This window comes from Acidimicrobiales bacterium (assembly GCA_033344915.1).
In the GTDB taxonomy this organism is placed as follows: domain Bacteria; phylum Actinomycetota; class Acidimicrobiia; order Acidimicrobiales; family Aldehydirespiratoraceae; genus JAJRXC01.
The window spans coordinates 3,075,999-3,102,613 of record JAWPML010000001.1 but is presented as its reverse complement, the minus strand read 5'-3'; the positions used below and the strand labels follow the sequence as shown (position 1 = coordinate 3,102,613).

23 protein-coding genes are annotated in these 26,615 nt (G+C 70.9%); 9 read left to right on the top strand and 14 right to left on the bottom strand.

All coding sequences use genetic code 11. From position 1 onward, the window contains the following. Positions 1-383 precede the first annotated feature (383 nt). Genes R8F63_14825 through R8F63_14815 form a run of 3 tightly spaced genes read right to left on the bottom strand, consistent with a single transcriptional unit; the run spans position 384 to position 3,495 of the window. Positions 384-1,454 carry a hypothetical protein gene (locus tag R8F63_14825; GenBank protein ID MDW3219886.1) on the bottom strand — a complete coding sequence of 357 codons (1,071 nt, stop codon included), beginning with the start codon at positions 1,452-1,454 and terminating at the stop codon, positions 384-386. Beyond that, complete coding sequence (locus R8F63_14820) at positions 1,444-2,208, bottom strand: class I SAM-dependent methyltransferase (protein MDW3219885.1); 765 nt, start codon at positions 2,206-2,208, stop codon at positions 1,444-1,446. The genes R8F63_14825 and R8F63_14820 overlap by 11 nt, the downstream gene beginning before the upstream one ends. Before the next feature lie 3 nt (positions 2,209-2,211). Then, on the bottom strand, positions 2,212-3,495 hold the full coding sequence (locus R8F63_14815) for a glycosyltransferase family 4 protein (GenBank protein ID MDW3219884.1): 1,284 nt from the start codon (positions 3,493-3,495) through the stop codon (positions 2,212-2,214). A 133-nt stretch (positions 3,496-3,628) separates the two neighbouring features. On the opposite strand from R8F63_14815, the gene dtd reads away from it, so the two are divergent. Then, positions 3,629-4,066: a D-aminoacyl-tRNA deacylase gene (gene dtd, locus R8F63_14810; GenBank protein MDW3219883.1), complete on the top strand. Its 438-nt coding sequence runs from the start codon at positions 3,629-3,631 to the stop codon at positions 4,064-4,066. Here the strand turns inward: dtd and lnt are convergent. From lnt to hemE, 6 genes are all read right to left on the bottom strand, one after another. Beyond that, entirely contained in the window at positions 4,044-5,513 is a 1,470-nt protein-coding gene (gene lnt / locus R8F63_14805) for an apolipoprotein N-acyltransferase (GenBank protein MDW3219882.1), read from the bottom strand. The genes dtd and lnt overlap by 23 nt on opposite strands. Further along, positions 5,510-6,199 carry an adenylate/guanylate cyclase domain-containing protein gene (locus R8F63_14800; protein MDW3219881.1) on the bottom strand — a complete coding sequence of 230 codons (690 nt, stop codon included), beginning with the start codon at positions 6,197-6,199 and terminating at the stop codon, positions 5,510-5,512. Before R8F63_14800 ends, lnt begins: the two co-directional genes overlap by 4 nt. 23 nt (positions 6,200-6,222) lie before the next feature. Then, positions 6,223-6,597, bottom strand: coding sequence for a transglycosylase family protein (locus tag R8F63_14795; protein MDW3219880.1), 375 nt, complete (start codon positions 6,595-6,597; stop codon positions 6,223-6,225). A 176-nt stretch (positions 6,598-6,773) separates the two neighbouring features. Beyond that, complete coding sequence (locus R8F63_14790; GenBank protein MDW3219879.1) at positions 6,774-7,580, bottom strand: hypothetical protein; 807 nt, start codon at positions 7,578-7,580, stop codon at positions 6,774-6,776. A 57-nt stretch (positions 7,581-7,637) separates the two neighbouring features. Then, a complete protein-coding gene (hemG, locus tag R8F63_14785; protein ID MDW3219878.1) occupies positions 7,638-8,978 on the bottom strand; it encodes a protoporphyrinogen oxidase in 1,341 nt (446 codons plus the stop codon). Beyond that, positions 8,975-10,015, bottom strand: a complete 1,041-nt coding sequence (hemE, locus tag R8F63_14780) for a uroporphyrinogen decarboxylase (protein MDW3219877.1) — start codon at positions 10,013-10,015, stop codon at positions 8,975-8,977. The genes hemG and hemE overlap by 4 nt, the downstream gene beginning before the upstream one ends. A gap of 64 nt (positions 10,016-10,079) precedes the next feature. Here hemE and R8F63_14775 point away from each other — a divergent pair, with 64 nt between their 5' ends. Next, a complete protein-coding gene (locus R8F63_14775) occupies positions 10,080-10,868 on the top strand; it encodes a hypothetical protein (GenBank protein MDW3219876.1) in 789 nt (262 codons plus the stop codon). Here R8F63_14775 and R8F63_14770 read toward each other — a convergent pair. After that, the gene (locus tag R8F63_14770; protein MDW3219875.1) at positions 10,865-11,812 is read right to left on the bottom strand and encodes a patatin-like phospholipase family protein; all 948 of its coding nucleotides are present in this window, start codon (positions 11,810-11,812) and stop codon (positions 10,865-10,867) included. The two genes, R8F63_14775 and R8F63_14770, sit on opposite strands and share 4 nt — an antisense overlap. 87 nt (positions 11,813-11,899) lie before the next feature. Between R8F63_14770 and R8F63_14765 the strand changes: the two genes are divergently transcribed. Both R8F63_14765 and R8F63_14760 read left to right on the top strand, forming a co-directional pair. After that, a complete protein-coding gene (locus tag R8F63_14765; GenBank protein ID MDW3219874.1) occupies positions 11,900-13,981 on the top strand; it encodes an AAA family ATPase in 2,082 nt (693 codons plus the stop codon). 5 nt (positions 13,982-13,986) lie between these two features. Continuing rightward, positions 13,987-14,913 carry a sucrase ferredoxin gene (locus R8F63_14760; protein ID MDW3219873.1) on the top strand — a complete coding sequence of 309 codons (927 nt, stop codon included), beginning with the start codon at positions 13,987-13,989 and terminating at the stop codon, positions 14,911-14,913. Here R8F63_14760 and R8F63_14755 read toward each other — a convergent pair. From R8F63_14755 to R8F63_14745, 3 genes are all read right to left on the bottom strand, one after another. Beyond that, the gene (locus tag R8F63_14755) at positions 14,897-15,697 is read right to left on the bottom strand and encodes a hypothetical protein (GenBank protein ID MDW3219872.1); all 801 of its coding nucleotides are present in this window, start codon (positions 15,695-15,697) and stop codon (positions 14,897-14,899) included. The two genes, R8F63_14760 and R8F63_14755, sit on opposite strands and share 17 nt — an antisense overlap. A 19-nt stretch (positions 15,698-15,716) precedes the next feature. Continuing rightward, positions 15,717-16,052 (bottom strand): hypothetical protein, encoded by a 336-nt coding sequence (locus R8F63_14750; GenBank protein ID MDW3219871.1) that lies wholly within the window; start codon positions 16,050-16,052, stop codon positions 15,717-15,719. Positions 16,053-16,225: 173 nt separating this feature from the next. Next, positions 16,226-16,933 (bottom strand): hypothetical protein, encoded by a 708-nt coding sequence (locus R8F63_14745; GenBank protein MDW3219870.1) that lies wholly within the window; start codon positions 16,931-16,933, stop codon positions 16,226-16,228. Between R8F63_14745 and R8F63_14740 the strand changes: the two genes are divergently transcribed. From R8F63_14740 to R8F63_14725, 4 genes are read left to right on the top strand one after another with little or no spacing between them, the layout of a single operon-like run. After that, positions 16,932-17,582 carry a hypothetical protein gene (locus R8F63_14740; protein ID MDW3219869.1) on the top strand — a complete coding sequence of 217 codons (651 nt, stop codon included), beginning with the start codon at positions 16,932-16,934 and terminating at the stop codon, positions 17,580-17,582. The two genes, R8F63_14745 and R8F63_14740, sit on opposite strands and share 2 nt — an antisense overlap. 3 nt (positions 17,583-17,585) lie before the next feature. Next, positions 17,586-18,674: an ABC transporter ATP-binding protein gene (locus tag R8F63_14735; protein ID MDW3219868.1), complete on the top strand. Its 1,089-nt coding sequence runs from the start codon at positions 17,586-17,588 to the stop codon at positions 18,672-18,674. Positions 18,675-18,715: 41 nt separating this feature from the next. Next, the gene (locus R8F63_14730; protein MDW3219867.1) at positions 18,716-19,735 is read left to right on the top strand and encodes an iron ABC transporter substrate-binding protein; all 1,020 of its coding nucleotides are present in this window, start codon (positions 18,716-18,718) and stop codon (positions 19,733-19,735) included. Continuing rightward, complete coding sequence (locus R8F63_14725) at positions 19,719-21,311, top strand: iron ABC transporter permease (protein MDW3219866.1); 1,593 nt, start codon at positions 19,719-19,721, stop codon at positions 21,309-21,311. Before R8F63_14730 ends, R8F63_14725 begins: the two co-directional genes overlap by 17 nt. On the opposite strand, the gene R8F63_14720 is transcribed toward R8F63_14725, so the two are convergent. Next, complete coding sequence (locus R8F63_14720) at positions 21,305-21,976, bottom strand: metal-dependent transcriptional regulator (GenBank protein MDW3219865.1); 672 nt, start codon at positions 21,974-21,976, stop codon at positions 21,305-21,307. The two genes, R8F63_14725 and R8F63_14720, sit on opposite strands and share 7 nt — an antisense overlap. A gap of 72 nt (positions 21,977-22,048) precedes the next feature. On the opposite strand from R8F63_14720, the gene R8F63_14715 reads away from it, so the two are divergent. Beyond that, the gene (locus R8F63_14715; GenBank protein MDW3219864.1) at positions 22,049-26,614 is read left to right on the top strand and encodes a DEAD/DEAH box helicase; all 4,566 of its coding nucleotides are present in this window, start codon (positions 22,049-22,051) and stop codon (positions 26,612-26,614) included. Position 26,615 lies beyond the last annotated feature (1 nt).

The following is a 26,615-nucleotide window of genomic DNA, read 5'->3' as shown; positions in this document are numbered from 1 at the left end:
ATTCGACCCAGCCCCGCCAGGGACCCCCGTCGGGACTTCTGGGCATGTCGCCTCCATTGCGTCAACAGGCTCTCTCCCCTGGTCGATGGTGACTTTGGAAGCCACATTCACTTGTCCAGGCGGGACGGGAGCGGACGTTGAGTTGTAGCGAGAACGTGTTGGCCACGGCGGCGAGCAGACACGAAGCACGGGAACTCGCTCGCGCCCTCCCACGCCCGAGTTCGGTGCGCCAGGCCGAGGACGGCCGGTGGGTCGTCGTCCAGCTCCTCCCGGCGAAGTGGTCCCCGGCCGCGGTGACCCCCACGAACGTCGAACTGGTGGGAACTGATCGGGCCTGACCCGATCAGTTCCCACCAGAACGACTGGGGTGAACTGCCGGGGCGCTACTCGGCGGGGCGGTCGGCGAGGTCGCTGGCGTCGACGTCGATGAATCCGGGCAGGAAGTCGTGGTCCGCGAAGAGGCGCCAGGCCGGGCTCGTCCCCGCGATCGCTTCGGCGGCGAGCAGGACGGCGGCCGACGAGTAGGTCGACCGCTCGTCGGGCGGGAACAGGGTGCCGTCGGGATGGACGATGCCGGTGATGTAGCGACCGTCGTCCTCGCGGGTGGCCTGGGCCGCGGTGAAGAGCTGGAGGGCGATGTCACGTTCACCGACGCCGAGATGCGCCATCGCGCACTCGCACGTCTCGGCGGTGGTGACCCACGGTCGGTCCGAGACACAGCGGATGCCCTTGTCGTCCAGCATGAACGTGTTGAACCGGTCGGCCAGATGGGCCCGTCCGTGCTCACCGGTGAGCACGCCGGCGAGGACCGGGTAGTACCAGTCCATGGCCCAGCGGTGCTTCGGCGAGAACGCCTCGTCCCGCTCGTGGCGGATGGCGTGGGCGAGCTGACCGGCGGAGAGCTCCCAGTCGGGCCGTTCGTGGTGCAGCTCCTCGGCGATCGCCACGGCGCAGCGCAGCGAGTGGGCGATGGAGGACGACCCGGTGAGGAGGGCGAACGACCACGGGGTGCCGTCGGGATGGCGGGCCCACAGGATCTCGCCGCGGGGCTGCTGGAGGTCGAGCACGAAGTCGATCGCCGGCTCGACGACCTTCCACATCTCCTCGAGATACCCGAGGTCGCGGAAGTGGAGGTAGTGATGCCAGACGCCGGCGGCGATGTAGGCGATCACGTTGGCGTCGAGCTTGTCCTGCTCGACCTCGTGCTCCAGGTAGTACTGGTGCCACGAGCCGTCGGCGCGCTGGATGTCGACGAGCCACTGGTAGGCGGCCTCGGCTTCCGTGCGGCGGTCACCGATCACGAGCGCCATGGCCGCCTCGATGTGGTTCCACGGGTCGGCGTGGCCGCCCGGGAACCAGGGGATCATGCCGGACGGCAGCTGCCACTCTGCGATGTGGTCGGCGGTCTGGCGGACCTGGGCAGCGGAGAGGACGCCGGGGATCTCAGGCGGCATGTGCATCCTCCAGCGTGCGCTTCGAACGAAGTGGTGACTTCGTGGCGTAGACCACGAGGCTCTTGCCGAGGACCGGGTTGAGCACCTTCTCGGCCGTGCGAGTCAACCACGGCTGCTTCACGATGTCCCATTCCAGGAGCTTGTGGTACGTCTTCACGGACCAGTTGTCCTCGACCTCGTTGTTCACCCCGACGGCGCAGCGAATCCACCAGTACGGGGAGTGCAGGGCGTGGGCCCGGTGCGAGTCGATCGGGTCGAGCCCGGCGCCGCGCAGCTTGTTGCGCACCTCGTCTTCGGTGTAGATCCGCACGTGGCCGCCCTGGGCCTTGGGTGCGTGGTACTCGTCGCTGATCTTCCAGCAGATCTTCTCGGGGAGCGTGGCGGGGACGGTCACCGCGATGGTGCCGCCCGGCTTCAGGATCCGCATGAACTCGTCGTAGGCGGCGATGTCGTCGGGGACGTGCTCGAGCACCTCGGAGGCGATGATCTTGTCGAACGTCTCGTCCGGGTAGGGGAGGCGGGTGCCGTCGCCCTGGACCTGTTGGTGCAGCAGCGTGCCGTCGAACAGGCCGTCGTCGATGAGCATCGGGGCGGTGTTGCGGATCGCCTCCAGCTCGGGAAGGGCCATGTCGCAGCTGACGACATGGGCGCCGCGCGCGAGGGCCTCGTAGGTGTGGCGGCCGAACCCGCAGCCGAGATCGAGGAGCAGGTCGCCCGCGTGCAGGTCGAAGCGGTCGTAGTCGACGGTGAGCATCGGTCAGCTCCGCCGGCCGGCGTGTTCGTCCAACACGGCGCGGTACTGCTCGACCGTGCGCAGGGCCGTGTGGCGCCACGACCACTGGTCGATGACGCGCTGACGACCCTGGGCGCCGACCTTTGCGCGCAGGGCGGGATCGTCGAGCGCGGTGCGGATGGTGGCGGCGAGCGCCTCGCTGTCACCGGGCTCGGTCTGGAAGCACGTCTCGTTGTGGGTGCCGGTGACCTCGGGCAGTGCCCCCCCGGTGGTGGCGACGAGCGGCACGCCGCACGACATCGCCTCGATCGCAGGCAGGGAGAAGCCCTCGTAGAGCGATGGCACGACCGCAAGCTCCGCTTCGCTGTAGAGCTCGACGATGCGCTGGTCGGGCACGCCCGACACGAACTCGACACAGTCGTCGAGCCCGAGCTTGGTCATGACGGTGGAGGCGTGGGAGTCGGGCCGACGCGTGCCGATGATGGTGAGCTCGATGTGGCGCTCGGTGCGCAGTTTGGCCACGGCCTCGAGCAGGAACTTGAGCCCCTTCATCGCCACGTCCGCCGACGCCGTGGTGACGAGATGGCCGGGGCGGCGTTCGACGCCCGCGACGGGAAGGAACAGCTCCGGATCGACGCCCACGGGCACCACGTGGATCCGGTCGGCGTCGACGCCGTGGTCGGCCGCGATGTCGCCCTTGGACGATTCGCTCACCGACATGATGCGGGTCATCCGCTGGGCGACCTGACTCTGCATCTTCGTGAAGGAGTACCAGCGACGCTTGCCGAACTTCTCCCACGGCGTGCGGGCGTGTTCGAGCTCGAGCTTGCGGTCGACGGTGATCGGGTGGTGGATCGTCTCGAGGATCGGCCACCCCTCCTGCTGGAGCTTGAGGATGCCCCACCCGAGGGTCTGGTTGTCGTGGATCAGGTCGAAGTCACTGCGCCGGTTGCGGAGGTGACGCCAGGCCCGGAGGCTGAACGCCATCGGCTCGGAGAAGTTGCCGGTGCTGAACGAGGCGTGTTCGGCGACGTCGGTCCAGTCCTTCCACTCCCAGATGCGGGGCTTGCGCATGGGGTGGGGGTCGCTCCAGATGTCGAGCGACGGCAGCTCGACCAGCGGCACCCGCTCGTCGAGGATGGGATAGGGCGGGCCGCCGAGGACCTCGACGGTGTGGCCGAGATCGACCAACGCCTTGCTGAGATGGCGGACGTAGACACCCTGGCCGCCCACGTGGGGTTTGCCCCGATACGTCAGCAGTGCGATGCGGAGATGCTCCGGGTCGAGCTGGGCATCAGGTCCGGACATAGGGCACCAAGGTTTCCGCGGGGTAATCGGGGACGTCAAATGATGCCCGGAACCGCGGGTTTTCCACACTCGCGGTGACGTTCGGCACGTTCTCGTTGCCGGTCGGCGGGCGACGGCGGGTAGGAAGGGGACCATGCGAGCGTTGGTGCAACGGGTGCGGCGGGCCTCCGTGACGGTCGACGGCGACGTCGTCGGTTCGATCGGACCGGGCGTCCTGGCGTTCGTCGGCGTGACCCACGACGACACCCCCGCCCAGGCCGAGAAGCTCGCCGACAAGATCTGGAACCTGCGGATCTTCGACGACGTCGAGGGCGCCATGAACCGATCCGCGGCGGACGAGGGCCTCCCGATCCTGGTCGTGAGCCAGTTCACGCTGTACGCCGACACCCGCAAGGGTCGGCGGCCGGGCTACGCCGACGCGGCGCGCCCGGAGGTGGCCGAACCGCTGGTCGAACACGTCGTGGCCTCGCTGCGAGACGCCGGGGCGATCGTGGAGACGGGCCGTTTCCGCGCCGAGATGGCGGTGGCGTCGGTGAACGACGGCCCGGTCACCCTGTCGATCGAGGTCTGATCCGGCCGGTGCCGAGGGCGGCGAGGGCGAACGCGAGCATCGGCCAGGGACCGACGACGGTCGCGAGCGTGCGACCTTCGCGCAGCTCGATCGTGTCGAAGAGCACGGCTTGTTCGCTCACCGCGGTGCGCTGGACCACGTCGCCGTCGGGCGCGACGACGGCGGAGAACCCGGTCGGCGCGGCCTGCAGCACCCAGCGGTCCGTCTCGATCGCCCGGAGACGACTGGATGCGACCTGCTGGGTCTGCACGATCGTCAGCCAGTACGACGATCCGTTGGTGGGGTTGAGCAGGACGAGCCCGCCGTTGTTCATCGCGTCGCGGGCGCGATAGTCGAAGAACACCTCCCACGAGATCGACACCCCGAGCGGGCCGAAGCGGCTGTCGAGGACGGCCGGGCCGGTCCCGGACCGCACGTCGCGCCCCGGCACCTCGTCGCTGAAGTTCTCGATGAACGACCGCAGCGGCACGAACTCCCCGAAGGGGACGAGCCGGACCTTGTCGTAGCGGTCGCCGATGGTGCCGTCGGGCTCGATGATGATCGAGTAGTTCTCGTTCGCCGTGCCGTCGGCCGAGCGCTCGAACCAGCCGACGATGAGGGTCGCGTCGTACTTCCTCGCGAGCCGTTGGACCTCGCCGAGGGCCTCGTCGCGGCGGAGCAGGTCCTGGGCGCAGCGCGAGGGGGTGGGAGCGGTGTTGGTGCTCGGGTGCACGACGTCCTCGGGCCACAGGATGAGATCGACGTCGGCATCCGCGGCGATCGACTCCGTGGCCGCGACGTGGCGTTCGAAGACCCGACGGTTCTCGCAGACGTCGGCGCGCGTGTTCTGGGGGCCGCCGCCCTGCACGACGGCGACGTCGATCTCGTCCACGACCTCGACGCCGACCCCGCCGAGGTGCCCGAGCAGCATGCCGCCGGCCACGAGTGCGGCCACCACGGCCAGCGCCCGCGGATCGCGGGTGGCGTGCAGGGCGGCGACCGCGATGAGAATCGTGAGGGCGACGAGGAACAGCGAGCCGAGGAACTGGGCGCTGATCGCCCATGGCGTACCGACGGTCGCCATGGCGATGGTTGCAATCGGCACGCCCCCGAAGGGGACGTGCCAGCGGATCAGTTCCATGACCACCACGGCCCCGGCGAAGGCCACCGGTCGGCTTGCCCCCCTCGCCGGGGTGAGCGCACCGGCGAGCGCGGCGAGCAGGGAGAACACGATGATCGCCACCGGCCACCCGGCGGCCGTGAGATCGAACATCCACAGCGTCCCCGGGGTGAACCACAGGAGACCGACGACGAGCGACCGTCGGACGCGTCGTCGCCTGCTGACGTCCTCGAGCAGCCGGAACCAGAGCGCGATCCCGATCAGGGTGAGCGGCCACCAGCCCCACGGCGGGAGCCCGGCGGCGATGAGCAGGCCGGCGGCGACGGCGGTCAGGCGGGGGTGGATCACTCGCCAGACGGTAGGTCGAGCCGGAGGCGATGCACACCGCCGACCGCGCCGACGCCCTTGATCCGCACGCTGATCTCACCGTCCGACACGACCCAGGCCGGCAGATCGCGGGCGGCCGTGACGGCGAGGACCTCGCCGGGCGCCGCCGCGTTGCACAGCTTCGCCGCCATGTTCACCGGCTCGCCGATGTAGTCGTCGCCCTCGAAGAGGAGCGCGATGCCGGTGGCCAGTCCGACGCGGACGCGGATGGCGCTGTCCGAGAAGTGGTGCACGAGGTGCATGCCGAGCGCGATGGTCGGGGTCGGGGCCGTGCCCACGAGCATGACGCCGTCGCCGAGCCACTTCGCGACCCGCACGCCGCGTTTCGCCGCGACGTTGCGGGTGATCCGCCGGAACTCGCCGAGGTGACGCACGGCTGCGTGCGGCCCCTGCTCGCGGGTGAACGCGGTGAAGCCGCTCAGATCCGCGAAGCAGAACGTGCGGGTGACGTTGAGATGGGTGTCGCCCTCGGCGAGCTGATCGGGCCGGGCGACCTGGTCGTGCTCCGCCGCGTCGGCCCATTCACGGGCCGGGCCGGTGTCGGCCGCGAGGAGGGGGGCGAGCAGCTCGCCGGTGGGATCGGTGTTGATCGAGACCGCGCCGTCGGGCGCGGTCCGCTGTTGCCCGGGGGAGTCTGACGCCGTCACGGCCTCAGACTCCCACATCGGCGTCAGACCTTGTAGCCACAGATCGGCCAGGGCTGCTTGCCCCGCTCCGACCACAGCGCCCGCGTCATCGCGTCCTGCCACCAGGGCTCGACGGTGATCGGGTCGAGGCCCTCGAGCCACGGGAAGTGGCGTTCGGCGACGCCGTCCCAGGTGGTCTGGTCGAACTGGTAGGCACCGCGGTAGGTGCCACTCGACGAGATCGCCTCGTAGTTGTCGGTCGACTCGCACATGCGGAGTCGGTGGAGCTCTTCGTTCGACAGGACGTCGCGGACCTCTTCGGTGGACGAGAGGTAGAGCGCCAGCTCCTGGGGGGAGCAGGCGGTGGTGAAGAACAGGGCGGTCAGGGCGAACGCGAGTACGCGGATTCGTCGACGCATGGGGGGTGCTGCCTCCTCGGGCGATGGCCCGTGTCGTGGCGTGATCTCGGGTGGTCGGTCACACGACTCGTTGGTCGTGGGCAGGGGTGCGCGGCGACCACCGACGCCTCAGCGACGGACAAGGTAGAGGGTGTTCGTCACACAATTGCAACATTGTGAACGAAGTCACAATGGCCTCACGACGGCCGACCGTCGCCGGATCGGGCCTCGGTGCAGGCGTGCACGATCGCCCACATGGCGACGCCATAGTGGTTCCACTCCTGGAGTTCACCGTTCGGACCCGTGCGCAGGAGGAGGGTGGGCTCGTCGTCCTCGGTCAACGTCCTGCGCAGATCGAGCCCCTCGGCGACCGCGATCGACACGCGGGCGAGGATCGCCGCAAGGTCGGCGTCGGCCGGAAACGCAGCGCCGCCGGTGCCCGAGCCGAGCGCGAGCCCGGCAGAGAGACGCTCGCGTGCCCGCGCCTCGAGGTCGGCGTAGGACTTCCGGGCGCCTTCGACCGCGGCGTCGCGCGCCAGGGTGCCCCGGGGCTGGGTGCTCATCGTGACGACGGTCTTGAGATACCGGCCCCAGTCGTCGTTCTGGCGGCCGGCGTCGACGGCGTCGTTGGCGAACCGGCGCCAGACCTCCCGGGCGGCGTGGGGCCGGTCGGCGGGGGCTGCCGTCTCGGCGGCGTCGATCGCCTCCTGCACTGCGGCGCGCGGCCGTGCACGACTGGTCGACGAGTCCCAGAGGCCGGCGCGTTCGATCACCGCGAGTTGATACTCCTGGAGGCTGTCCCAGATGCGTTCGTGGACGGAGCCGTAGGTGATCCGCACCCCTCTGGTGTCCTCGAGGTGTTCGAACACCCTGGCGTAGCTGACCGAGGAGATCTGCATCTCGATGCCGTGCGCCGCGAGCACCTCCACGCCGCCCTGGAGCATGAGCTCCTTGAGTTCGGCGCGGGGTCGCCGCTTTTTCGGACGGGGCCTCTCCTCGGTCATCGGCCCACCGTAGGACAGTCGTGGAAAGCTTGCGAGGGCTACTCGCTAGTTGCCGGATCAGCCCGCCGCGGCGCGCCCCTGGCGGACACAGGCGGGCAGGCCGAGACCGCGCATGCTCGCGCCGGCGACGGTGACGCCCGGGGCGTCGCGGGCGAGCCACTCGTCGATCCCGTCGCATCGGTCGAGGTGCCCCGGCCGGTACTGGGGAAGGCAGCGGCGCCACTCGCTCACGCGATGGGTCACGTCGCCCGTGAGGCCGATCGTCGTCTCCAGTTCGGATCGGAGCTGCGCGACCACGTCGTCGATCGCCATGGCGGTCCAGCGTCGATCGTCGGTCCGGCCGGCGGACACCCGCAGCACGACATGCTCGCCGTCGTCGTAGTGCGCCCACTTGTGCGACGCGACGGATGTGGCCGTCATGAGCAGTCCCTGGTCGCGCGGCACGAGGAAACCGGCCCCGTCGAGCTCATGGGCGATCTGGTCGCGCCGGGCGACGAAGGTGACGAGCACCGCGTCGCCGTACGTCAGCCCGGCCAGCACCGCCGCCGCTTCGGGCGCATGGGGGGCGAGGAGGCCGGCGGACACCCAGCCGGGGGTCGTGAGTATCACGCGGTCCGCGTCGTGGGCGGCGGCGTCGGTGCGGACGACCCATCCGTCGCCGGTGCGCTCGAGGTCGAACACGGCTTCGCCGGGGTGGACCCGGTCGCCGAGCTCCTCGCCGAGGGCGTCGATGATCCGCTGACTTCCCCCCTCGATCGCGTGGAACACGGGGCCGGGTGTGGCCGCCGCGACGTGGGCCCGGAGCGCCTCGATGAACGGCCCGCCCCTCGCCGCCGCGTTCGCGAGTGCGGCCGCCCCCGAGCGGATCGACATGTCGTCCGCGTTGCCGGCGTTGATCCCGCCGAGCAACGGGTCGACCATGCGTTCGAAGACCTCGTCGCCGACGCGGGGCCGGAGCACCTCGCCCACCGAGGCGTCGCCCTCCAGCGGCGGCAGGTCCGCCGCGAGCGCCGTCCGCAACGCGGCGACGCCGTCGTCGCTCACGATGCCGGCTGCCGCGACCGCGTCCGGGTCGAGCGGTGCGCCCAACACCCCCGGTGGGATGCGCCGGAGGGCGCCGTCGACCCAGAGGTAGGCCCCGCCGGGCCGGGGTGACGTGAGCGAGGATTCGAGCCCGAGCTCGATGCAGAGGTCGGTCATCTCGGGCTCGCGGGCGAGGAACCCGTCGGCCGCCGTGTCGACATCGAACGCCACACCGTCCATCGGGCCGGCCGCGACCTTCCCGCCCACGCGGGTGTCGGCCTCGAGGACCACGAACTCGCGGCCCTGGGTGTGGAGTTCGTGTGCCGCGGCGAGGCCGGTGATCCCACCACCGACGATGACCGTGCGGCCGCTCACGAGTCGACGCGACCCTCGGCGTGGACGACGCGGACGACCTCTTCGAGCACCTCGGGATCACAGTCCGGGGTGACGCCGTGGCCCAGGTTGAAGACATGTCCGGGGTGGCCGTCGTTGCGGACGAGCACGTCACGCGTGCCCTCCACCGCGGGGCCGAGCCCGGCGAGGACCATGGTGGGGTCGAGGTTGCCCTGGAGGGGGATGTCGCCGAGACGGGCCCGCGCCCGGTCGAGGGGCACACGCCAGTCGACGCCGACCACATCGGCGCCGGCATCGCGGATCAGCTCGAGCAGCTCGCCGGTGGTCACCCCGAAGTGGATGCGGGGAACGCCCGTGTCGGCGACGCCGGCGAGCACCTTCGACGAGTGGGGGAGCACGTAGCGCTCGTACTGGGGCGGACTCAGGGCGCCCGCCCAGGAGTCGAACAGCTGGATCGCCGACGCACCCGCGTCGATCTGGGACCGCAGCGAGGCGATGGCCATGTCCGCGAGGCGGTCCATGAACGCGTGCCAGAGCGGTTCGTCGGTGAACATCAGGCCCTTGGTGTTGACATAGTCCCGCGACGGCCGACCCTCGATCAGGTACGAACCCACGGTGAACGGCGCCCCGGCGAAGCCGATCAGGGGCACGTCGAGCTCGGCGACCAGCTGGCGGACGGTCTCCAGCACGTAGGGCGTGTCCGCCTCGGGGTCGAGCGGTCGGAGCCGGTCGAGATCATCGGCTCGGCGGAACGGGTGCTCGACCTCCGGGCCGACACCCGGTGTGACCGTCACGCCGAACCCCACGGCATGGGCCGGCACCACGATGTCCGAGTAGAGGATGGCCGCGTCGACGCCGTAGCGGCGCACGGGTTGCAGGGTGATCTCGGTCGACAGGTCCGGATCGGCGATCGCATCGAGGATCGTGCCCTCGCCCCGGATCGCCCGGTACTCGGGCAGCGATCGGCCCGCCTGGCGCATGAACCACACCGGAACCCGGTCGTGGGGCAGGCCGCGGCACGCGCGGATGAAGGGATGATCGTCGAAGCGGCCGCTCATGGAGCCGAGGCTACCGATGGCGGGCGCGCCGAGCGGCAGTGGGCCCACCACTATCGTCGTGCCGATGTCGACGCCCGCCCGCCCCCTGGCGATGCTCCTGGTCGCCGCCCTCGGCGCGGCGGCCTGCGGCAACGGTGACGTCGTCGTCGAACCGCTCGCCCCGTCCACGACGACCCTGGCTCCGACGACGACCCTGGCTCCGACGACGACGACGACCACGATCGCGACGACACCGACCACGACCGTCACGACGACCGTGCCCACCCCGACGACCGTGGCCGCCCCGGACGCGACCACGCCGCCCGCCGTGTACCACGTGCAGGACTACACCCCGATGACGACCGTCGGCGCGATCACCCTCACCCACCCGGCGGCGAGGGTCGAACACATCGGTTTCCACCAGTCCGGCCACGACGGGTCGCAGGGCCAGGACATCGTGGACCATGCCGCGCCGTCGACCGTGCTCGACGACCGCGGCCGCAACACGGCGCTCACCGGAGCCGCCGATGTGGTCGTCGACCCGACGGCGGAGATCCGTTCTCCCGTGACCGGCACGGTGATCCGGGCCGGCGGCTACGTCCTGTACTGCGACCACGAAGATCATTTCGTCGTGATCGAACCTGACGACGCCCCCGGCTGGGAGGTCAAGGTCTTCCACATGGAGACGATCTACGTGGAGGTCGGTGACCGTGTGGAGGCAGGCGTCACGCCGATCTCCCCCAACTCGCGGCGCCTGCCGTTCGTCTCACAGGTGGACCGGTTCACGGCCGAGCCCTCGAACCCGCACGTCCACATCGAGGTCGTGGACCCGAGCATCCCGGACATTCCGAGCGGCTCGGGCAGTGGCTGCTAGGCCGCGCCGCGGGCGATCAGCTCGTGGAGGCCGGACCCGTCGGGCCCGGCGAGCAAGGCGTCGACGGCCGCCGCGCCCGCGTTCGTGGCGTGCACCCGTGCGTCGTCCGCGGTCTTGTCGAGCGCGGGGAGCAGGTCGGCGTCGGGCTGGACGAGGGCTACGGGGGTGCCCCGACGGCGGATCTCGGCGACCTCGTCGTCGAGCTTGCCCGAGAAATAGGCGCGCGTCGGGTCCGTGATCCAGCTGCGGCTGCCCTCACTCGCCGTCATCGCGGAGCTGACGATCACGAGGTCGAAGCCGAGCGTGGCAGCCAGGTCGGCGTTCGTGGACGAGTGCACGCCGCCGTCGACGTACTCGCGTTCGCCGACCCGACCGGGCGTGTAGACGCCGGGAACCGCGGCGGACGAGCGGACGGCCTGGCCGATGGTGCCCCGCACGTCATCGCGGCCGAACACGATCCGGCGACCGTCGGAGAGCCGCACGGCGACGATCCATGTGGGCCGGTCCGGCCACGGGGCGGGAAGCAGCTGGTTCATCCGTTGCTCGAGTGGCTCACCCGACTTCGTGCCGCGGGGGAGCTTCGCCACCGCGACGCGCAACGGATCGATCTTCCACGGTGGCCATGCTGCCGTGAGCACCATCTTCGGGGAGCTCGGGCGCCAGACCCGGTCGACGACCGGCTCGGTGTAGGGCGTCGTGATCCGGTCGTAGATCGCCTGCGCGTCCGCCGAGATGGGGCCGCCGCTGAAGTGGAGCTTCCGGTCGACCGGCGCGACGCCGGCCCGCAGGGCGGTGGCGGTGATCGATCCGGCGGAGGTGCCGACCACGAGATCGGCGTCGCGTGCATCCCACCCGGTGACCTCCTGGAGGCGGCCGACGACGCCGGAATGCCAGGGATCGCCGAGCGGCCCGCCGGCACTGAGAACGAGTCCGATCGAGAACATCTGGTCGAGATGGTACGGCCGCCGGGCGCCATTCGGGCACCGCTACACTGGACGGTTTCCCCACCCCCCGGGAGAACACCGCCCATCGTGTCCGACCGTCATCCCGAACTCGACGCCGAGCAGGCGTATCTCGACTTCGCGTACGCGTGCCTCGAGGTCGCTCGCGAGCGCGCGACCAGCGCCACGGAAACACACGATCCCCAGCAGGGCGGTACGACCCAGCACCGCTTCGAGCGGGAGTCGATGATCGAGGGCGCGGTCAACCGCCTGGCACAGCTGAACCTCGGTGATCGGTCGCTCGTCTTCGGCCGCATCGATTTCGACCCGGAGCACGCCGAGGAGACCGACGAGCGGTTCTACATCGGGCGCCTCGGCGTGTGGGACCGGGCCCAGGATCCGGTCGTCGTCGATTGGCGGGCGCCGGTCGCCGAGCCGTTCTACCGGGCCACGGGCCGTGAGCCCATGGGCCTCGAGCGTCGACGCCACTTCGCCACCCGGGGGCGGACCCTGCTCGGACTCGACGACGAACTGTTCGGCGATCTGCGTGACGTCGACGCGGAGGAACTCAGCACCCGGGGCCAGGGCGCGCTGATCGCGGCCATCGAGGCGTCCCGCACCGGCCGGTTGGGTGACATCGTCGCCACGATCCAGGCAGAGCAGGACGAGATTATCCGCGCCGACATGCCCGGGGTCCTCGTCGTGCAGGGCGGTCCGGGAACGGGCAAGACGGTGGTGGCGCTGCACCGGGCGGCCTACCTCCTCTACACCCATCGGTTCCCGTTGGAGGGCCAGGGCGTGCTCGTCGTCGGCCCCAACCGCCTCTTCGTCGCCTACATCGAGCAGGTGCTGCCCTCGCTCGGCGAGGCCGGGGTCGACATCGCCGTGCTCGCGGACCTGCTGCGGCCGAAGGTCCGCGTCGACAAGCTCGACGGCGAGCCGACGGCTCGGGTCAAGGGCGATGCCCGCATGGTCAAGGTGCTCAGCCAGGCGGTCCACGATCGCGAACGGCCCTTGCGGGACGACTTCCAGATCGGCTTCGGCGTCCAGAACCTCCGGATCTCCGCCGAGCAGACGGTCGGCATCATCAAGGAGGCCCGGCGGCGCAGCCGGGGACACAACTCCGGGCGCAAGGTCGTCGAGGAGCTGTTCTTCGAGCGGCTGGCCGCGAGCGCCCGGCGCCATGTGGACGCCGCCACGGTGCGCGAGCGAATCCGCCACGAGATCCCCGTGCGGGAGGCGCTCGACGCGATGTGGCCCGTGCTGTCGCCCGCCCACCTGCTGCACGATCTGTACGGTTCCCGGGCGTTGCTGCGCTCCGCCAACCGGGGCCGGTTCACCGATGAGGAGATCCAGCGTCTGCACCGTCCCCGATCGGGCCACGCCGACGACGTCATCTGGCGGTTCCCGGACGTGCCGCTGCTCGACGAGGCGCGGGCCCTGCTCGGCTACCGGCCCGGCAAGCGCGACCAGGACGCGGTGCGCACCTATGGCCACATCTGCATCGACGAGGCCCAGGACCTTTCGCCGATGGACCTGCGCATGGTCGCCCGTCGATCACTCAACGGCTCGATGACCGTCGTCGGCGACATCGCCCAGGCGACCGGCGCGTGGGCCAACGAGGGTTGGGACGCGATCGTGGCGGCCCTGCCCGAGAAGCGCCCGCCCCGCACCCGCGAGCTCACGATCGGCTATCGCATCCCGGGCCCGGCGATGCAGCTCGCCAACCGGGTGTTGCCGGTCGCCGCCCCCGGCCTGCGTCCACCCCAACCGGTGCGCGAGGACGGCGACCCGCCGCGGATCGTTGCCGCGCGCGACCTACGCGACGATCTGGTCGAGGTCGTTCGGGCCGAGCTGGGTGCGGTGTCGGAGGGCAACGTGGCGGTGGTGGTGCCGGACTCGTTGGTCGACGAGGTCCACGCCGCATTCGAGGCCCACGAGATGCCCGTGGGCGGGCCGACCCGCCACGGGCTCGATCAGCAGGTCACCGTGGTCCCCGTTCGTCTGGTCAAGGGACTCGAGGTCGATGCTGCAGTGATCGTGGAGCCGGCCCGCATCGTTGCCGAGGAGCGTCAGGGCATCCGTTCGCTGTATGTCGCGTTGACGCGGGCGACGAAACGGATCGCGGTGGTGCATCGAGAGCCGTTGCCTGCGATTCTGGCTGACGCATGACTCCCATGACCTATGACGCTTCCCTCCTCCCGCCCGCCGACGTCTCGGAACGCTGCGCGGCCCATGCCGAGCGGCTCGAGCTCGATCCGGGCGGTTCGGCGCTCTGGGTCGACGAGCTGATCGTCGTCGACGTGCCGCTGCCCTGGCCGAAGCCGGTCTGGGCGAAGGACGGCTTCACCGCCGTGCCCGAGCTGGTTCTCGATGCGGAGACCGCCGGACGGCGGGTACGGGTGCTGGCCGCCGTGCCGCTCGCCGACGGTATCGGGCGGGTCGTCGTCCACCGACTGGTCGACGGCGCGTCGTTGGCCCGCGCCGAGCATCACGTGGCGCCCGATCGGGTCGGCGACCTCCTCACGGCGCTGCTGGTCGACGGTCCCGATGCCGAGCCCGCGTCCGTCGTCGACCGCACCCCGCAGCGGGAGCTCCTCCTGTGCACCCAGGGAAGCCACGACGTGTGCTGCGGTTCCCGGGGGGCCGCGCTGTGCGCCCAGCTCGCCGATCGGGGCTGGACGTCGGTTCGGCGGGTCTCCCACACCGGCGGCCACCGGATGGCCCCCACCGGCCTGACCCTGCCCGACGGTCGGATGTGGGGCATGGTCAGCGCCGACGAGATGATGGCGATCCTCCATCACTCGGCCCCACCGAGTTCGCTCGCCCATCGCTGTCGCGGGTGGATCGGGGCGGCGCCGGGCGTCGCCCAGATGGCCGAGCGGGCGGCCTTCGCCGAGGCGGACGACTGGGGTTTCGACGAGCAGCGCCGCACGGTTGCGGTCGTCGACGGGTCCGCGGTGGTCGCGGCCCCGTCCGGGTCATGGGGTGTCGAGGTCGAGCCGGGCCGGGCCGTGCCGACCATCGCCTGCGGCGCGCCGGGTGGGCTCCCGGCCAAGCCGGGCGCCGAGTGGCTCGTGCGGTCGATCAGCCGAACCGGGTGAGACCGCCCACCGCGAAGGCACCCTCGTCCTCGAGGCGGGTGACGTCGACCCGGGCACCGAGCGCATCATCGACCACCGTGATCGTCGTGCCGGTCTCGTCGATGATGATCGCCGTCGACCCGGCCGGCCCGAGGCCGATTCCGTCGGGCAGTTCGACGCACAGGGCCCAGTCGTTCGCGACGTCCAGGACATGCACGAACGCGTCCGTGAAGTGGATCTCGTCGTGCGTGTCATCGGAGTGACGGGCGTGATCGTGCCATTGGCGGATGTAGAGCGTGTAGAGCTGGTCGCCCGCGGGTGACCACACCTGTTGACGGCCCTCGCCCCGCATCTCCTCGATCAGTTCGAGCTTGCGCGGGCCCAGTGTGTCGGTGACGGCACCCGCCGCGACGTCGATGGTGCTCACCTGGTAGATCTCCGGTGCCAGTGCCGGACGATGGTCGATCGCGAAAAGGGTCGAGCCGTCGGGAGAGAACGCCTCCGGCTCGAGATTCCGCTGGAGCGTCAGGGTGCGGTCCGCTCCGGTCAGTCTGTCCCGCACCGTGATGGTCGACTGGCTGCGGGGCCCGGGTGCGTAGATCGTCGCGCCCTCCGGGAGGGGATCGGCCCAGGCCTCGTAGCGGCCGTTGTTCGAGGTGATCCGCAGCTCCTGGGTGCGATTCGTCTCGATGCCCGGTTCCCTGAGCCGATCGAGGACGAACGGTGCCGCGCCCGCCGCGCCCACCACGGGCAGGGCGACGGCGGCGGTCAGGAATCGGCGACGAGTCGGTGCGGTCGTGGACATGTGAGAACCTCCGGGCCTCCTACCCGACGTTCTCCCAGAAGGTTCCCTCCACCCGGGCTCGGTGGTCGCGAATCGCCCGCTTGGCCCGATAGCGGGTGGACCGCGGGATCTCGGTGCCCACGTATCGGTTGCGCCCGACCCGGATGATCCGGCCCTTCTTGTGTTCGGTGCGCAGCGCGTCCGACACCCACTTGCCCTTGCGTTCGGGAATCGTCACGCCGAGTCGCTCGATCGCGTGCACGATCTCGTCCACCGACGTGGGCTGGGTCACCCCGTGCATCACGTCCAGCAGCGCGTAGCGCAGCAGGATTCCGGTGACCTCGGGTCGGTAGGGCATCCTCGTTCGCCAGTTCATGGTCCGACCGTAGAACGGCCGTGTGACAGGGCAGTTGCGGGTGCCGGAGTACATCAGTCCCACGTAGTGCGACATGCGACAACCACACCGGCCCGCCGCTTGTCGCATGTCGCATTACGTGAGACGAAATCTCGCGGGCGGCGTCGGACACCTGAGCCCGAAGCCTGGGTGATCTAGGGCTGGGTGGCCGCGAGCTCGACCGCACGTTCGAGCGTGAGCTCGGGGCCGGAGAGCCGGTACTCGACCCCATCCCGGATCCAGAGCAGGGTGGAGTCGACCAGCACGGCATCGTCGCCGAGGTCCCGGACGTGGGGCCCGCTCAGCCAGACAGCAGGGTCGCCGTCGGTGTCGAGTCGTTCGTCGAAGACCGGTTCGCTGGTGACGATCTTGCGGAAGGCGACATCGGCGGTCGCCGACCACGCCGTGAGCCGAACGTCGCCGGCCGGGCCGGACCAGTCGACCACGAGCTCACGGACCCCACCCTCGATGCTTCGGATCTCCCAGCCGACGGGATCGCCGAGATCGGGGTGCCGCGGCAGCCGGACGGTCAATTCGAGCTCGTCGGCGGCGGCTTCCTCGATCGTGGGGGCGGCGTCGTCGCTCGGTGTGGCCGGCGGGTCGATGGTCGTGGCGGGGGGGAGCTCGTCCTCGATGTCGATCGAGGTGGAGCCGATGCCGAGCCAGTCGGCGACGGCGGTGCGGGCCGGGGCGATGACGATCACGGAGGCGACGACGAGGAGCAACACCGCGGCAGCGACCTGCACGATCGGTCGCCCCCGATTCGGACGATCACGCGCCAGATCGATGCGGAGTTGGACATCGACGGGTTCGATCGCGTCGCGCAGAGCGCCGAGGCGTTCACCGAGTTCGGCGTCAGTCATGCCCGTCCCCCTCCTTCTCCTCCAATTCGGCGCCTTCCAATTCGGCGCGAAGGCGCGCCATGGCCCGATGCAGCCGGCTCTTGACGGTGCCGGGTCGGACGTCGAGCACCTCGGCCATGTCGGCCTCGCTCATCTCCTCGAACCAGCGCAGAGCGATGATGGTGCGATCGTCGATGGAGAGCCGGCTGAGGGCGTCGATCAACGCCGTACGCGCCTCGTCGCGAACGACCGGATCCTCGTCCGGCGCGAGGTCGATCCGGACGGACCGAGCGCGGCCGACGAGCCGGAGATGGCGTACCGAGGAGCGGACCTCGTTCTTCGCGGCGTTGGCGACGATGCGGAGCAGCCATGGGCGGAAGGGACGGGAAGGGTCGAACCGGGAGAGCGCCCGGTGGGCTCGCAGGAAACCCTCCTGGGCCGCGTCGACCGCCGACGCCGAGCCGGCGATGGTCGCGGCGAGGCGAATCGCGGCGCGTTGGTGCCGACGGACGAGCTCCTCGAAAGCCCGATCGTCACCCTGCTGGGCCCGGCGGACCCAGGCCTCGTCGTCCAGAGCACCTCCTGCGATTCGTACGTTGTAGCTGCCCTACACGCCGAGAACCGGCTCGGTTCCGGTTTTGGCCGCTCCCTCGCGACCGGTAGCGTGTAAGGCATGCCTCACATCACGGAGGGTGCCCCTGGTGTCTCGGTGCGCGACGTGCGCGTCGAGTTGTCGGACGCGCCCGTGCTGCGGGGCGTGTCGCTCGACATCACCGCCGGGTCCCAGCTGGCGATCCTCGGTCCGAGCGGCTGCGGCAAGACGACGCTCCTGCGCGCGATCGCCGGACTCCAGCCGATCGACCACGGGGAGATCTGGCTCGGCGAGAACCGGGTCGCCGGCGACGGTCGGCAGGTCGCGCCCGAGGAGCGCTCCGTCGGACTCGTGTTCCAGGACTGGGCGTTGTTCCCCCACCTCACCGTCGCGGCCAACATCGCCTACGGACTCCCGAAGGGGATCCGCAGCCGACGGTTCCGGCGGAACCCCAAGGCCCGTGAACGGGTGCTGGCTCTGCTCGAGATGGTCGGCGTGACCGATCTCGCCCTGCGGCTGCCCGGCTCGCTCAGTGGCGGTCAGCAGCAGCGGGTCGCGCTGGCCCGGGCGCTGGCACCGCGTCCGACCGTGCTGCTCCTCGACGAGCCGTTCTCGAGTCTCGACACCCATCTGCGTGCCGACGTGCGCGCCGAGGTGCAGACCCTCCTGCGCGACCTCGCCATCACCGCGATCTTCGTGACCCACGACCAGGACGAGGCATTCGTCCTCGGTGACGAGGTGGCGGTGATGCGCGACGGCGTCGTCGTCCAGCAGGCACCACCGGCCGAGCTCTACACCCGCCCGGCCGATCCGTGGCTCGCCGAGTTCGTCGGCGAAGCCGAACTGCTCCACGGTGACGCGACCGGTGACCGAGCCACGACCGCACTCGGCGTCGTGCCGCTGGTCGAGCCGACCACCGGGCCGGTCCGGGTGCTCCTGCGGCCCGAGGAGATCGTGATCACGCCGGGGGTCGGGGCCGTCGTGACGGAGGTCGAGTACTACGGCCACGACGCGCTCAGCACCGTCGCCCTCCCCGACGGCACGATCGTGCGCAGCCGGATGACGGGGGCGTCGGCGTTCCAGCCGGGCGACACGGTAGCGGTCACGCATCGCGGCGACCCCGCCGTATCGTTCAGCGCCGAATCGTATGTGACGAACGCCACACGTTAAGGATGCCTAACATCGAACGAGAACGCGTTACCGTCCCGCCCATGAAGAAACTCACACGCATCCTTTCCATCGTCCTCACCGTTGCCCTGCTCGCCACCGCGTGCAGCGACGACAGCAGCGGTGACGGCGACATCACCCTCACCGTCTACTCCGGTCGCGACCAGGAGCTCATCGAGCCGTTGCTCGAGGCCTTCACCGAGGCGACGGGAATCGACGTCGAGGCGAAGTACGAAGGCTCCGCCGATCTCGCCCTGCTGATCCAGACCGAGGGCGACAACTCGCCGGCCGACGTCTTCATCTCCCAGAGCCCCGGGGCGCTCGGTCTGCTCGCCGGCGAGGATCGGCTCGTCACGCTCGACGACACGCTGACGGATCTCGTGGATCCCGGCTTCTCCGCCAGCGACGGCACCTGGGTCGGCATCACGGGCCGCGTGCGGGTGCTCGTCTACAACGACGAGCTGGTCGACGCGGCGGACCTGCCCGATTCGGTGCTCGATCTCGTCGACGAGCAGTACGCCGGCCAGGTCGGCGTCGCCCCTGGCAACGGTTCGTTCCAGGATTTCGTGACCGCGATGCGCAGCGAGCTCGGTGACGAGGCCACCCGCGCCTGGCTCGAGGGCATGGCCGCCAACGGCTCACCGAACTATCCGAAGAACTCCGCGATCGTCGAGGCCGTGGGCCGCGGCGAGATCCCCATGGGGCTCGTGAACCACTACTACAACCTGCGGGCGCTCGAAGCCGATCCGTCCCTGCCGAGCCTGAACCACTTCCTCGCGCCGGACGACCTCGGCTCGCTCGTGATCGTCACCGGCGGCGCCGTCCTCGAGTCCTCGGACCACCAGGACGAGGCGCAGCAGCTGATCGAGTTCCTCCTCAGCGCGGATGCCCAGGCGACGTTCGCGGCGGAGACCCAGGAGTACCCGCTGCTTCCGGGCGTCGCCGCTCCCGAGGGCCTTCCCGCCCTCGACGGCTACACGACGGACACGATCGAACTCGATGCGCTCGGCGACGGCCTCCAGGGCACGATCGAGCTGATCCGCGAGAGTGGCATCCAGGAGTAGGCGGCCGCCGGTCGCCTTACTGCTCGTCGGTCTGGCGACCGGCCTCGTCTTTCTGGGTCCCTTCGCGTACGTCGTCTCCCGCAACGTCGATCTGGGCACCGACTTCGGCTCGATCATCTGGTCCCGCGACACGTGGGATCCTCTCCGCCGGTCGCTGTGGCTCGGCACCACCGTGGCCTTCAGTGCCGCGGTCGTCGGGACCGGGCTCGCCTGGTTGACGTTTCGCACCGACATCCCGGGCCGCCGGGTCTGGCGGATCCTCGCCCCACTCCCGCTCGTGATCCCGAGCTTCGTCGGCGCGTCGGCGCTGATCGCCGCGTTCGCGACCGGAGGACTCGCCGAGGAGATCCTCTCGCCGATCGGCATCACCGACCTGCCCGACATGCGGGGCTTCCGCGGGGCGTGGCTCGTGCTCACCCTCTTCACCTATCCCTACGTGTACCTCCCGGTGGCGGCGCGGATGTCGTCGCTGTCGCCCTCGCTGGAGGAGTCGGCCCGCCTGCTCGGCCGGTCACCGTGGACCGTCTTCCGCACCGTCGTCCTGCCCCAGTCCGCCGGCGCGATCTGGGCCGGCGCCCTGCTCGTGTTCCTCTACACGATCAGCGACTGGGGCGCGGTCGAGCGCATGGGCTACAGCACGCTCACCCGAGACATCTACTCGGACCGGGTCTTCGACCAGGCCCGCTCGATGGGGCTCTCGCTCGTGCTCGGGGTGGTCGCGCTCACCGTCGTGATGGCCGAACGGTCGCTCGACCGGCGCCGCCAACGCGTCGAGGCCGTCCGCACGCGTGACCCGATGATCGTGCCGCTCGGCCGCTGGAAGTGGCCGGCGATGCTCGCGGGGGGCGCGGTCCTCGCCAACGCCCTGCTCGGTCCGATGGCGGTGTTCGGCTTCTGGTCGTGGCGGGGGCTGTCGGCCGACAATCCCTCACCGGGCCTGCGCACCGACGTCGGCGACCTGGTGTCACCGGCGTTGAACACGGCCCAGACGGGCCTGATCACGGCCGCCGTCGCCATCGCGGTCGTCCTCCCGGTCGCCTGGCTCACCGCCCGCTACCGCTCCCGCGTGGGCGGTGCCGCCAACGGCATGGTCGTCGCCGGTTTCGCCCTCCCGGGCGTCGTCATCGCGTTGTCGCTCGTGTTCTGGGTCCTCCAGTCGCCGATCCTCGGCAGCTGGTACCAGACCCTCCCGCTCATGATCGTCGCCTATGTCCTGCACTTCGGTGCGCAGGCCACCCGCGCCGCACACGTCGCGGTCGGCGCGGTGCCCGACCGGCTCGGCGATGCCGCCGCCACGCTCGGCGCCGGCCGCGTGCGCCGGTTCCTCACCGTCGAGTTGCCGTTGATGACGCCGGGACTCCTCGCCGGTGCCGGTCTCGTCATGCTCTCGACGATGAAGGAGCTGCCGGCGACGCGTCTGCTGTCGCCGCCGGGATTCGAGACGCTGGCCACGGAGATCTGGAGCGCGGGCGAGCGGCTCAACCTCGCCCAGGAGTCGTTGGCCGCCCTCGTGTTGATCGCGCTGAGCGCGGTGCTGACCTGGGCCGTCGTCCTTCGCCGCAGTGATGTCTACTGAGCGGAGGTGACGAGGATGCGGGCGGAGGCGAACTCGCCGACCCCGACCGCGGACCCGTCGATCTCGACCGTCGCCGTGCCATCGGGTGACATCGCCGTCATCCGGCCCGTGGAGCCGGGGGTGATGGACGACTGTTCGAGAAAGTCGAGCATCCCGTGGGTGAATTCGAGCTCCTCGGGGATCCGCCGAACCGTGAAGTCGGCACCCACCGCGATGGTGTCGAGGGTGACCAGGTCGGGGGCTTCGTAGCCCGATCCCGGAATCGGGTTGCCGTGGGGGCAGGTGGTGGGGTCGTCCAACCGGGCCATCATCGCGGCCTCGACCATGGGGGAGATCACGTGCTCCCACTTGCCCGCTTCCTGATGGGCATCGGCCCACGACAGACCGAGGATGTCGGTGAGGAAGCGCTCGGCGAGCCGATGACGACGCACGACGGTCTCGGCGAGGTGGCGACCCTTGTCGGTCAGCGTGATCTGGCGTCCGGCTTCGACGAGGCCCTCAGCCTCCATCCGCTTCACCATCTCGGAGACCGCGGGGCGGCTGACGTCGAGGCGCTCCGCGATGCGGGCCTGGATGACGTCGAAGTCGTCCTCCGCGAGCTCGAAGATCGTCTCGCAGTATTCCTCGAACGCCGGGTGCCACTCGGGTGACTCGTACTCGGCCATACGGGTCAGTCTAAAACACCGCTCCGCAAACGCCGAGGGCACGGTGTCACCGGGGGTCGGTAGGTTGCGGGTGTGGTCGATGCAATGGATGCGCTCGGACGGTTCTCCGAACCGGTCCGCCAGTGGTTCACCACGACCTTCCGCGCGCCCACACCGCCACAGGTCGAGGGCTGGCCGGCGATCGCCGACGGCGACCACACGCTGATCCTGGCGCCGACCGGCACGGGCAAGACCCTGTCGGCCTTCCTCTGGGCGCTCGACCGGCTCTCGGTGGACCCGGTCCCGGAGGACGAACAGGCCCGCACCCGGGTGGTCTACCTGTCGCCGCTGCGGGCCCTCGCGGTCGACGTCGAGAAGAACCTGCGGGCCCCGCTCCAGGGGATCGGCTTCGCGGCCGAGCGGCTCGGCGCCGACGTCCACATCCCCACGGTCGGCATCCGCACGGGCGACACGCCCACCCGGGAGCGGCGCCAGCTGGTCCGCCATCCGCCCGACATCCTGATCACGACGCCCGAATCGCTGTACCTCATGCTCACGTCGCAGGCGCGCGAGACCCTCGGCAACGTGCAGCACGTGATCATCGACGAGATCCACGCGATGGCGGGCACCAAGCGCGGCGCCCACCTCATGCTGTCGCTCGAACGGCTGGAGGAGCGCACCGCGGTGTCCCCCCAACGCATCGCGCTCTCGGCCACCCAGCGTCCCCTCGACGAGATCGCCCGTTTCCTCGGCGGCGCCGACGTGGCCGCGGACGGCACGCTCACGCCCCGGCCGGTCACCGTGGTGGACGCGGGCGCCCGCAAGGAGCTCGACATCGAGGTCGTCGTGCCCATCGAGGACATGGGCGCCCTCGGCGAGCGGGTCGAGGCGCCCATCGACGGGCCGGCCGCGGCATCGCCGGGGCGGCGCAGCATCTGGCCGTCCATGCACCCCCGCCTGCTCGAGCTGGTGGAGACCCATCGGTCGACCCTGATCTTCTCCAACGCCCGTCGCCTCAGCGAACGGCTCGCCACCCGGCTCAACGAGCTCGCGATCGAGGCCAGGCACCGCGAGGACGGCACCCCGCTCGCCGCTCCGCCCGTCATCGTCGGCGCGGCCGACGAGCAGACCGGCCGCGGCGCCGCCGAGGGCGAGGAGCTGGTGAAAGCCCACCACGGCTCACTCTCGCGGGAACGGCGCCTGCAGATCGAGGACGAGCTGAAGCGCGGGGACCTGAAGGGGCTCGTCGCCACCTCGTCGCTCGAGCTCGGCATCGACATGGGCGCCGTCGACCTCGTGGTGCAGGTCGCGTCGCCGGGCAGTGTCGCCTCCGGCATGCAGCGGATCGGTCGGGCCGGCCACCAGGTCGGCGAGCCGAGCCGGGGCAAGATCTTCCCGAAACACCGGGCGGACCTGCTCGAGGCGGCGGTCGTTGTCGACCGGATGCACCAGGGCCTGATCGAGGAGACGCGCTACCCGCGCAATCCGCTCGACGTCCTCGCCCAGCAGATCGTCGCGATGTGCGCGATGGACGACTGGGACGTCGACGAGCTCAGCCGGGTCGTCCGCCGCAGCGCCAACTTCGCCGATCTCTCCGACGAGGTTCTCGGCAACGTGCTCGACCTGCTGTCGGGCACCTACCCGTCCGAGGAGTTCTCGGAGCTGCGTCCCCGCATCGTCTACGACCGCGTCACGGGCACCCTGCGGGGGCGCAAGGGGAGCCAGCGGCTCGCGGTCACCAACGCCGGCACCATCCCGGACCGCGGACTCTTCGGCGTGTTCCTGCCCGACGGCACCCGGGTCGGCGAGCTGGACGAGGAGATGGTCTACGAGAGCCGGGTGGGGGAGACCTTCCTGCTCGGCGCGTCCACCTGGCGCATCGAGGACATCACCTTCGAGCGCGTCGTCGTCACCCCCGCGCCCGGTCAACCCGGCAAGATGCCGTTCTGGCACGGCGACGGGCCGGGTCGGCCGCTCGAGCTGGGCCGCGCCATCGGCGCTTTCGTCCGCGAGATCCGCACGGAGAAGGACCCGCTGTCGCGTCTGCGTGAGCGCCACGGCCTCGACGAGCTCTCGGCGCAGAACCTGATGGGGTACCTCGACGAGCAGTTCGAGGTGAGTGGGGCGATCCCCGACGACCAGACGGTCGTGGTCGAGCGGTTCCGCGACGAGATCGGCGACTGGCGGGTCTGCATCCTGACGCCCTTCGGCGCCCAGGTCCACGCGCCCTGGGGCATGGCGCTGCAGGCGCGGCTCGGTGAGGAATGGGGCACCGACGTCGAGCTGATGTGGAGCGACGACGGCATCGTGATGCGCCTCCCGGAGGCGATGGACCAGCTCCCGGTCGACGAGCTGCTCTTCGACCCGGACGAGATCGACGAGTTGATCATCAGCCGCCTGCCCGACACCGCGATGTTCGCGTCGCGGTTCCGCGAGTGTTCGGCGCGGGCGCTCTTGCTGCCCCGTCGCCGGCCGGACCAGCGCACCCCGCTGTGGCAGCAGCGTCAACGGGCGGCGGACCTCCTGTCGGTCGCCGCCAAGTACCCGTCGTTTCCGATGTTGCTGGAGGCCACCCGGGAGTGTGTCAACGACGTCTTCGACCTCCCGGCCGTGCGCGAGGTGATGCGGGACCTGCGGAGCCGCAGGATCCGGGTCGTGCCGGTCGACACGCCGAAGGCGTCTCCGTTCGCCCAGTCCCTGCTGTTCTCGTGGATCGCCGTCTACATGTACGAGGGCGATGCCCCCATCGCGGAGCGCCGGGCCGCGGCCCTCGCCCTCGACCGCGACCTCCTCCGTGACCTGCTCGGCGCCGAGGAGTTGCGCGAGCTCCTGTCGGCCGAGGTGCTCGCCGACGTGGAGCTCGAACTCCAGTGTCTGGTCGACGGCCGTAAGGCCCGCGACCGCGACGAACTCCACGACCTGCTGCGGCGCCTCGGGCCGCTCTCGCTCCCGGACCTCGACGCCCGCGCGGTGGATGGGGCGGACGTGAGTGGGTGGGTGCGCCAGCTGCTCGAGGAGCGGCGGGCCTTCGAGGTCCGCATCGGCGACGCGGCCGGCGGCGGCGCGGACCGGATCGCCGCCTCCGACGACGCCGCCCGCCTCCGTGACGCCGTCGGGGCCGCGCTGCCGGTGGGCCTGCCCGCCGTGTTCACCGATCCGGTGGACGACCCCCTCGGTGATCTCTGCTCGCGCTACGCGCGCACCCACGGCCCCTTCCTCGCCCGCGACATCGCCCGGTGGCTCGGCATCACCGTCGACCGGGTCACCGTCGCCCTCGAGCGCCTGCTCGCGGACGGGCGGGTCGTGCGCGGCGAGTTCCGGCCGGGCGGGATCGAGCGCGAGTACTGCGACGACGACGTGCTCCGGCAGCTGCGCCGGCGCTCGCTCGCGGTGTTGCGCCACGAGATCGAGCCGGTCGAGGCGGAGGCGCTGGCCCGGTTCCTCCCGGCCTGGCAGGGCGTGGGGAGCCGCCGGCGCGGCGTCGACGGCCTCGCCGAAGTGGTCACGCAGCTCCAGGGCGCGCCGATCGCCGCGTCGGTTCTCGAGGTCGACGTCCTGCCCGCCCGGGTCGGCGGCTATCAGCCCAGCGATCTCGACACGCTGTGCACGACCGGCGAGGTGGTGTGGGTCGGTGCCGGCGCGGTCGGCGCCACCGATGGTCGGGTGCGGTTGCTGTATCGCGACCAGGTCGGCCTGCTCGCCCCGCCCGCCGACGATGCCCCGGCCGAGCCGATCCACGACACCCTGCGGTCCCATCTCGGTTCGCGCGGCGCGTCCTTCTGGCCGGAGCTCGTCGCTGCAGTCGCCGCGGCCGAGTTGCCCTACGACGAGGTCACCGTGCTCGCGGCCCTGTGGGATCTCGTCTGGGCCGGCGAGGTCACCAACGACACGCTGGCGCCGCTGCGGGCGATGGTGGCGGGTACCACCACGAAGTCGGGCGGGCGGGCGGCTGCGGGCGGGCGGCGCCGCCGGGCCCGTCCCGGCGGCCTGAATCGGCTCGGCCCGCCGGCCGCCGCCGGTCGCTGGTCGCTCGTGGCCCCGCTGCGGTCGCCCGTGCCGACCCCCACCGAGACGGCCCACGCCCGGGCGCACCAACTCCTCGACCGCTATGGCGTCCTCACCCGGGAGGCGGCGTTGGGCGAGGGGCACGAGGGCGGGTTCGCCGGTGTCTATCCACTGTTGAAGGCGTTGGAGGAGCGCGGTGAGGTGCGCCGTGGCTATTTCGTGGCGGGGCTCGGCGCCGCCCAGTTCGCCCTCCCGGGCGCGGTGGACCGGCTGCGGGCGGTGCGCGAGGTCGACGTCGACACCGAGCCGCTCGTCCTCGCCGCGACCGATCCCGCCCAGCCCTACGGGGCTGCGGTGGCCTGGCCGGAGTCCGCCGGTCGTCCGGTGCGGGCCGCCGGGGCGCTCGTCGTGCTCCAGGACGGCCGTCCGCTCGTCGAGCTCGAACGGGGCGGCAAGTCGCTGATCACCTTCCCCGGCGCGGCCGACGGCCCGGCGTGGATCGGCGCCCTCCAGGAGCTCGTCAAGAACGGCCGGCTGAAGAAGCTCGAGATCGCCAAGGTCGACGGCGTGTCCATCCGGGAGACCGAGTGGGCCGCCCGGCTCGAGTCCGCCGGCTTCTCGCCGGGCTACCGGGGTATGACCTTCCGGGGTTGAG

What these genes read in the sequence shown, in the direction of transcription:
- R8F63_14775 (MDW3219876.1), top strand. Translation starts at nt 10,080, where the DNA reads ATGTCGACGCCCGCCCGCCCCCTGGCGATGCTCCTGGTCGCCGCCCTC.
- dtd (MDW3219883.1), top strand. Translation starts at nt 3,629, where the DNA reads ATGCGAGCGTTGGTGCAACGGGTGCGGCGGGCCTCCGTGACGGTCGAC.
- R8F63_14820 (MDW3219885.1), bottom strand. Translation starts at nt 2,208, where the DNA reads ATGCTCACCGTCGACTACGACCGCTTCGACCTGCACGCGGGCGACCTG.
- R8F63_14730 (MDW3219867.1), top strand. Translation starts at nt 18,716, where the DNA reads ATGAAGAAACTCACACGCATCCTTTCCATCGTCCTCACCGTTGCCCTG.
- R8F63_14750 (MDW3219871.1), bottom strand. Translation starts at nt 16,052, where the DNA reads ATGAACTGGCGAACGAGGATGCCCTACCGACCCGAGGTCACCGGAATC.
- R8F63_14760 (MDW3219873.1), top strand. Translation starts at nt 13,987, where the DNA reads ATGACCTATGACGCTTCCCTCCTCCCGCCCGCCGACGTCTCGGAACGC.
- R8F63_14735 (MDW3219868.1), top strand. Translation starts at nt 17,586, where the DNA reads ATGCCTCACATCACGGAGGGTGCCCCTGGTGTCTCGGTGCGCGACGTG.
- R8F63_14740 (MDW3219869.1), top strand. Translation starts at nt 16,932, where the DNA reads ATGCCCGTCCCCCTCCTTCTCCTCCAATTCGGCGCCTTCCAATTCGGC.
- R8F63_14825 (MDW3219886.1), bottom strand. Translation starts at nt 1,454, where the DNA reads ATGCCGCCTGAGATCCCCGGCGTCCTCTCCGCTGCCCAGGTCCGCCAG.
- R8F63_14720 (MDW3219865.1), bottom strand. Translation starts at nt 21,976, where the DNA reads ATGGCCGAGTACGAGTCACCCGAGTGGCACCCGGCGTTCGAGGAATAC.
- R8F63_14790 (MDW3219879.1), bottom strand. Translation starts at nt 7,580, where the DNA reads ATGACCGAGGAGAGGCCCCGTCCGAAAAAGCGGCGACCCCGCGCCGAA.
- R8F63_14795 (MDW3219880.1), bottom strand. Translation starts at nt 6,597, where the DNA reads ATGCGTCGACGAATCCGCGTACTCGCGTTCGCCCTGACCGCCCTGTTC.
- R8F63_14755 (MDW3219872.1), bottom strand. Translation starts at nt 15,697, where the DNA reads ATGTCCACGACCGCACCGACTCGTCGCCGATTCCTGACCGCCGCCGTC.
- hemE (MDW3219877.1), bottom strand. Translation starts at nt 10,015, where the DNA reads ATGAGCGGCCGCTTCGACGATCATCCCTTCATCCGCGCGTGCCGCGGC.
- R8F63_14745 (MDW3219870.1), bottom strand. Translation starts at nt 16,933, where the DNA reads ATGACTGACGCCGAACTCGGTGAACGCCTCGGCGCTCTGCGCGACGCG.
- R8F63_14815 (MDW3219884.1), bottom strand. Translation starts at nt 3,495, where the DNA reads ATGTCCGGACCTGATGCCCAGCTCGACCCGGAGCATCTCCGCATCGCA.
- R8F63_14770 (MDW3219875.1), bottom strand. Translation starts at nt 11,812, where the DNA reads ATGTTCTCGATCGGACTCGTTCTCAGTGCCGGCGGGCCGCTCGGCGAT.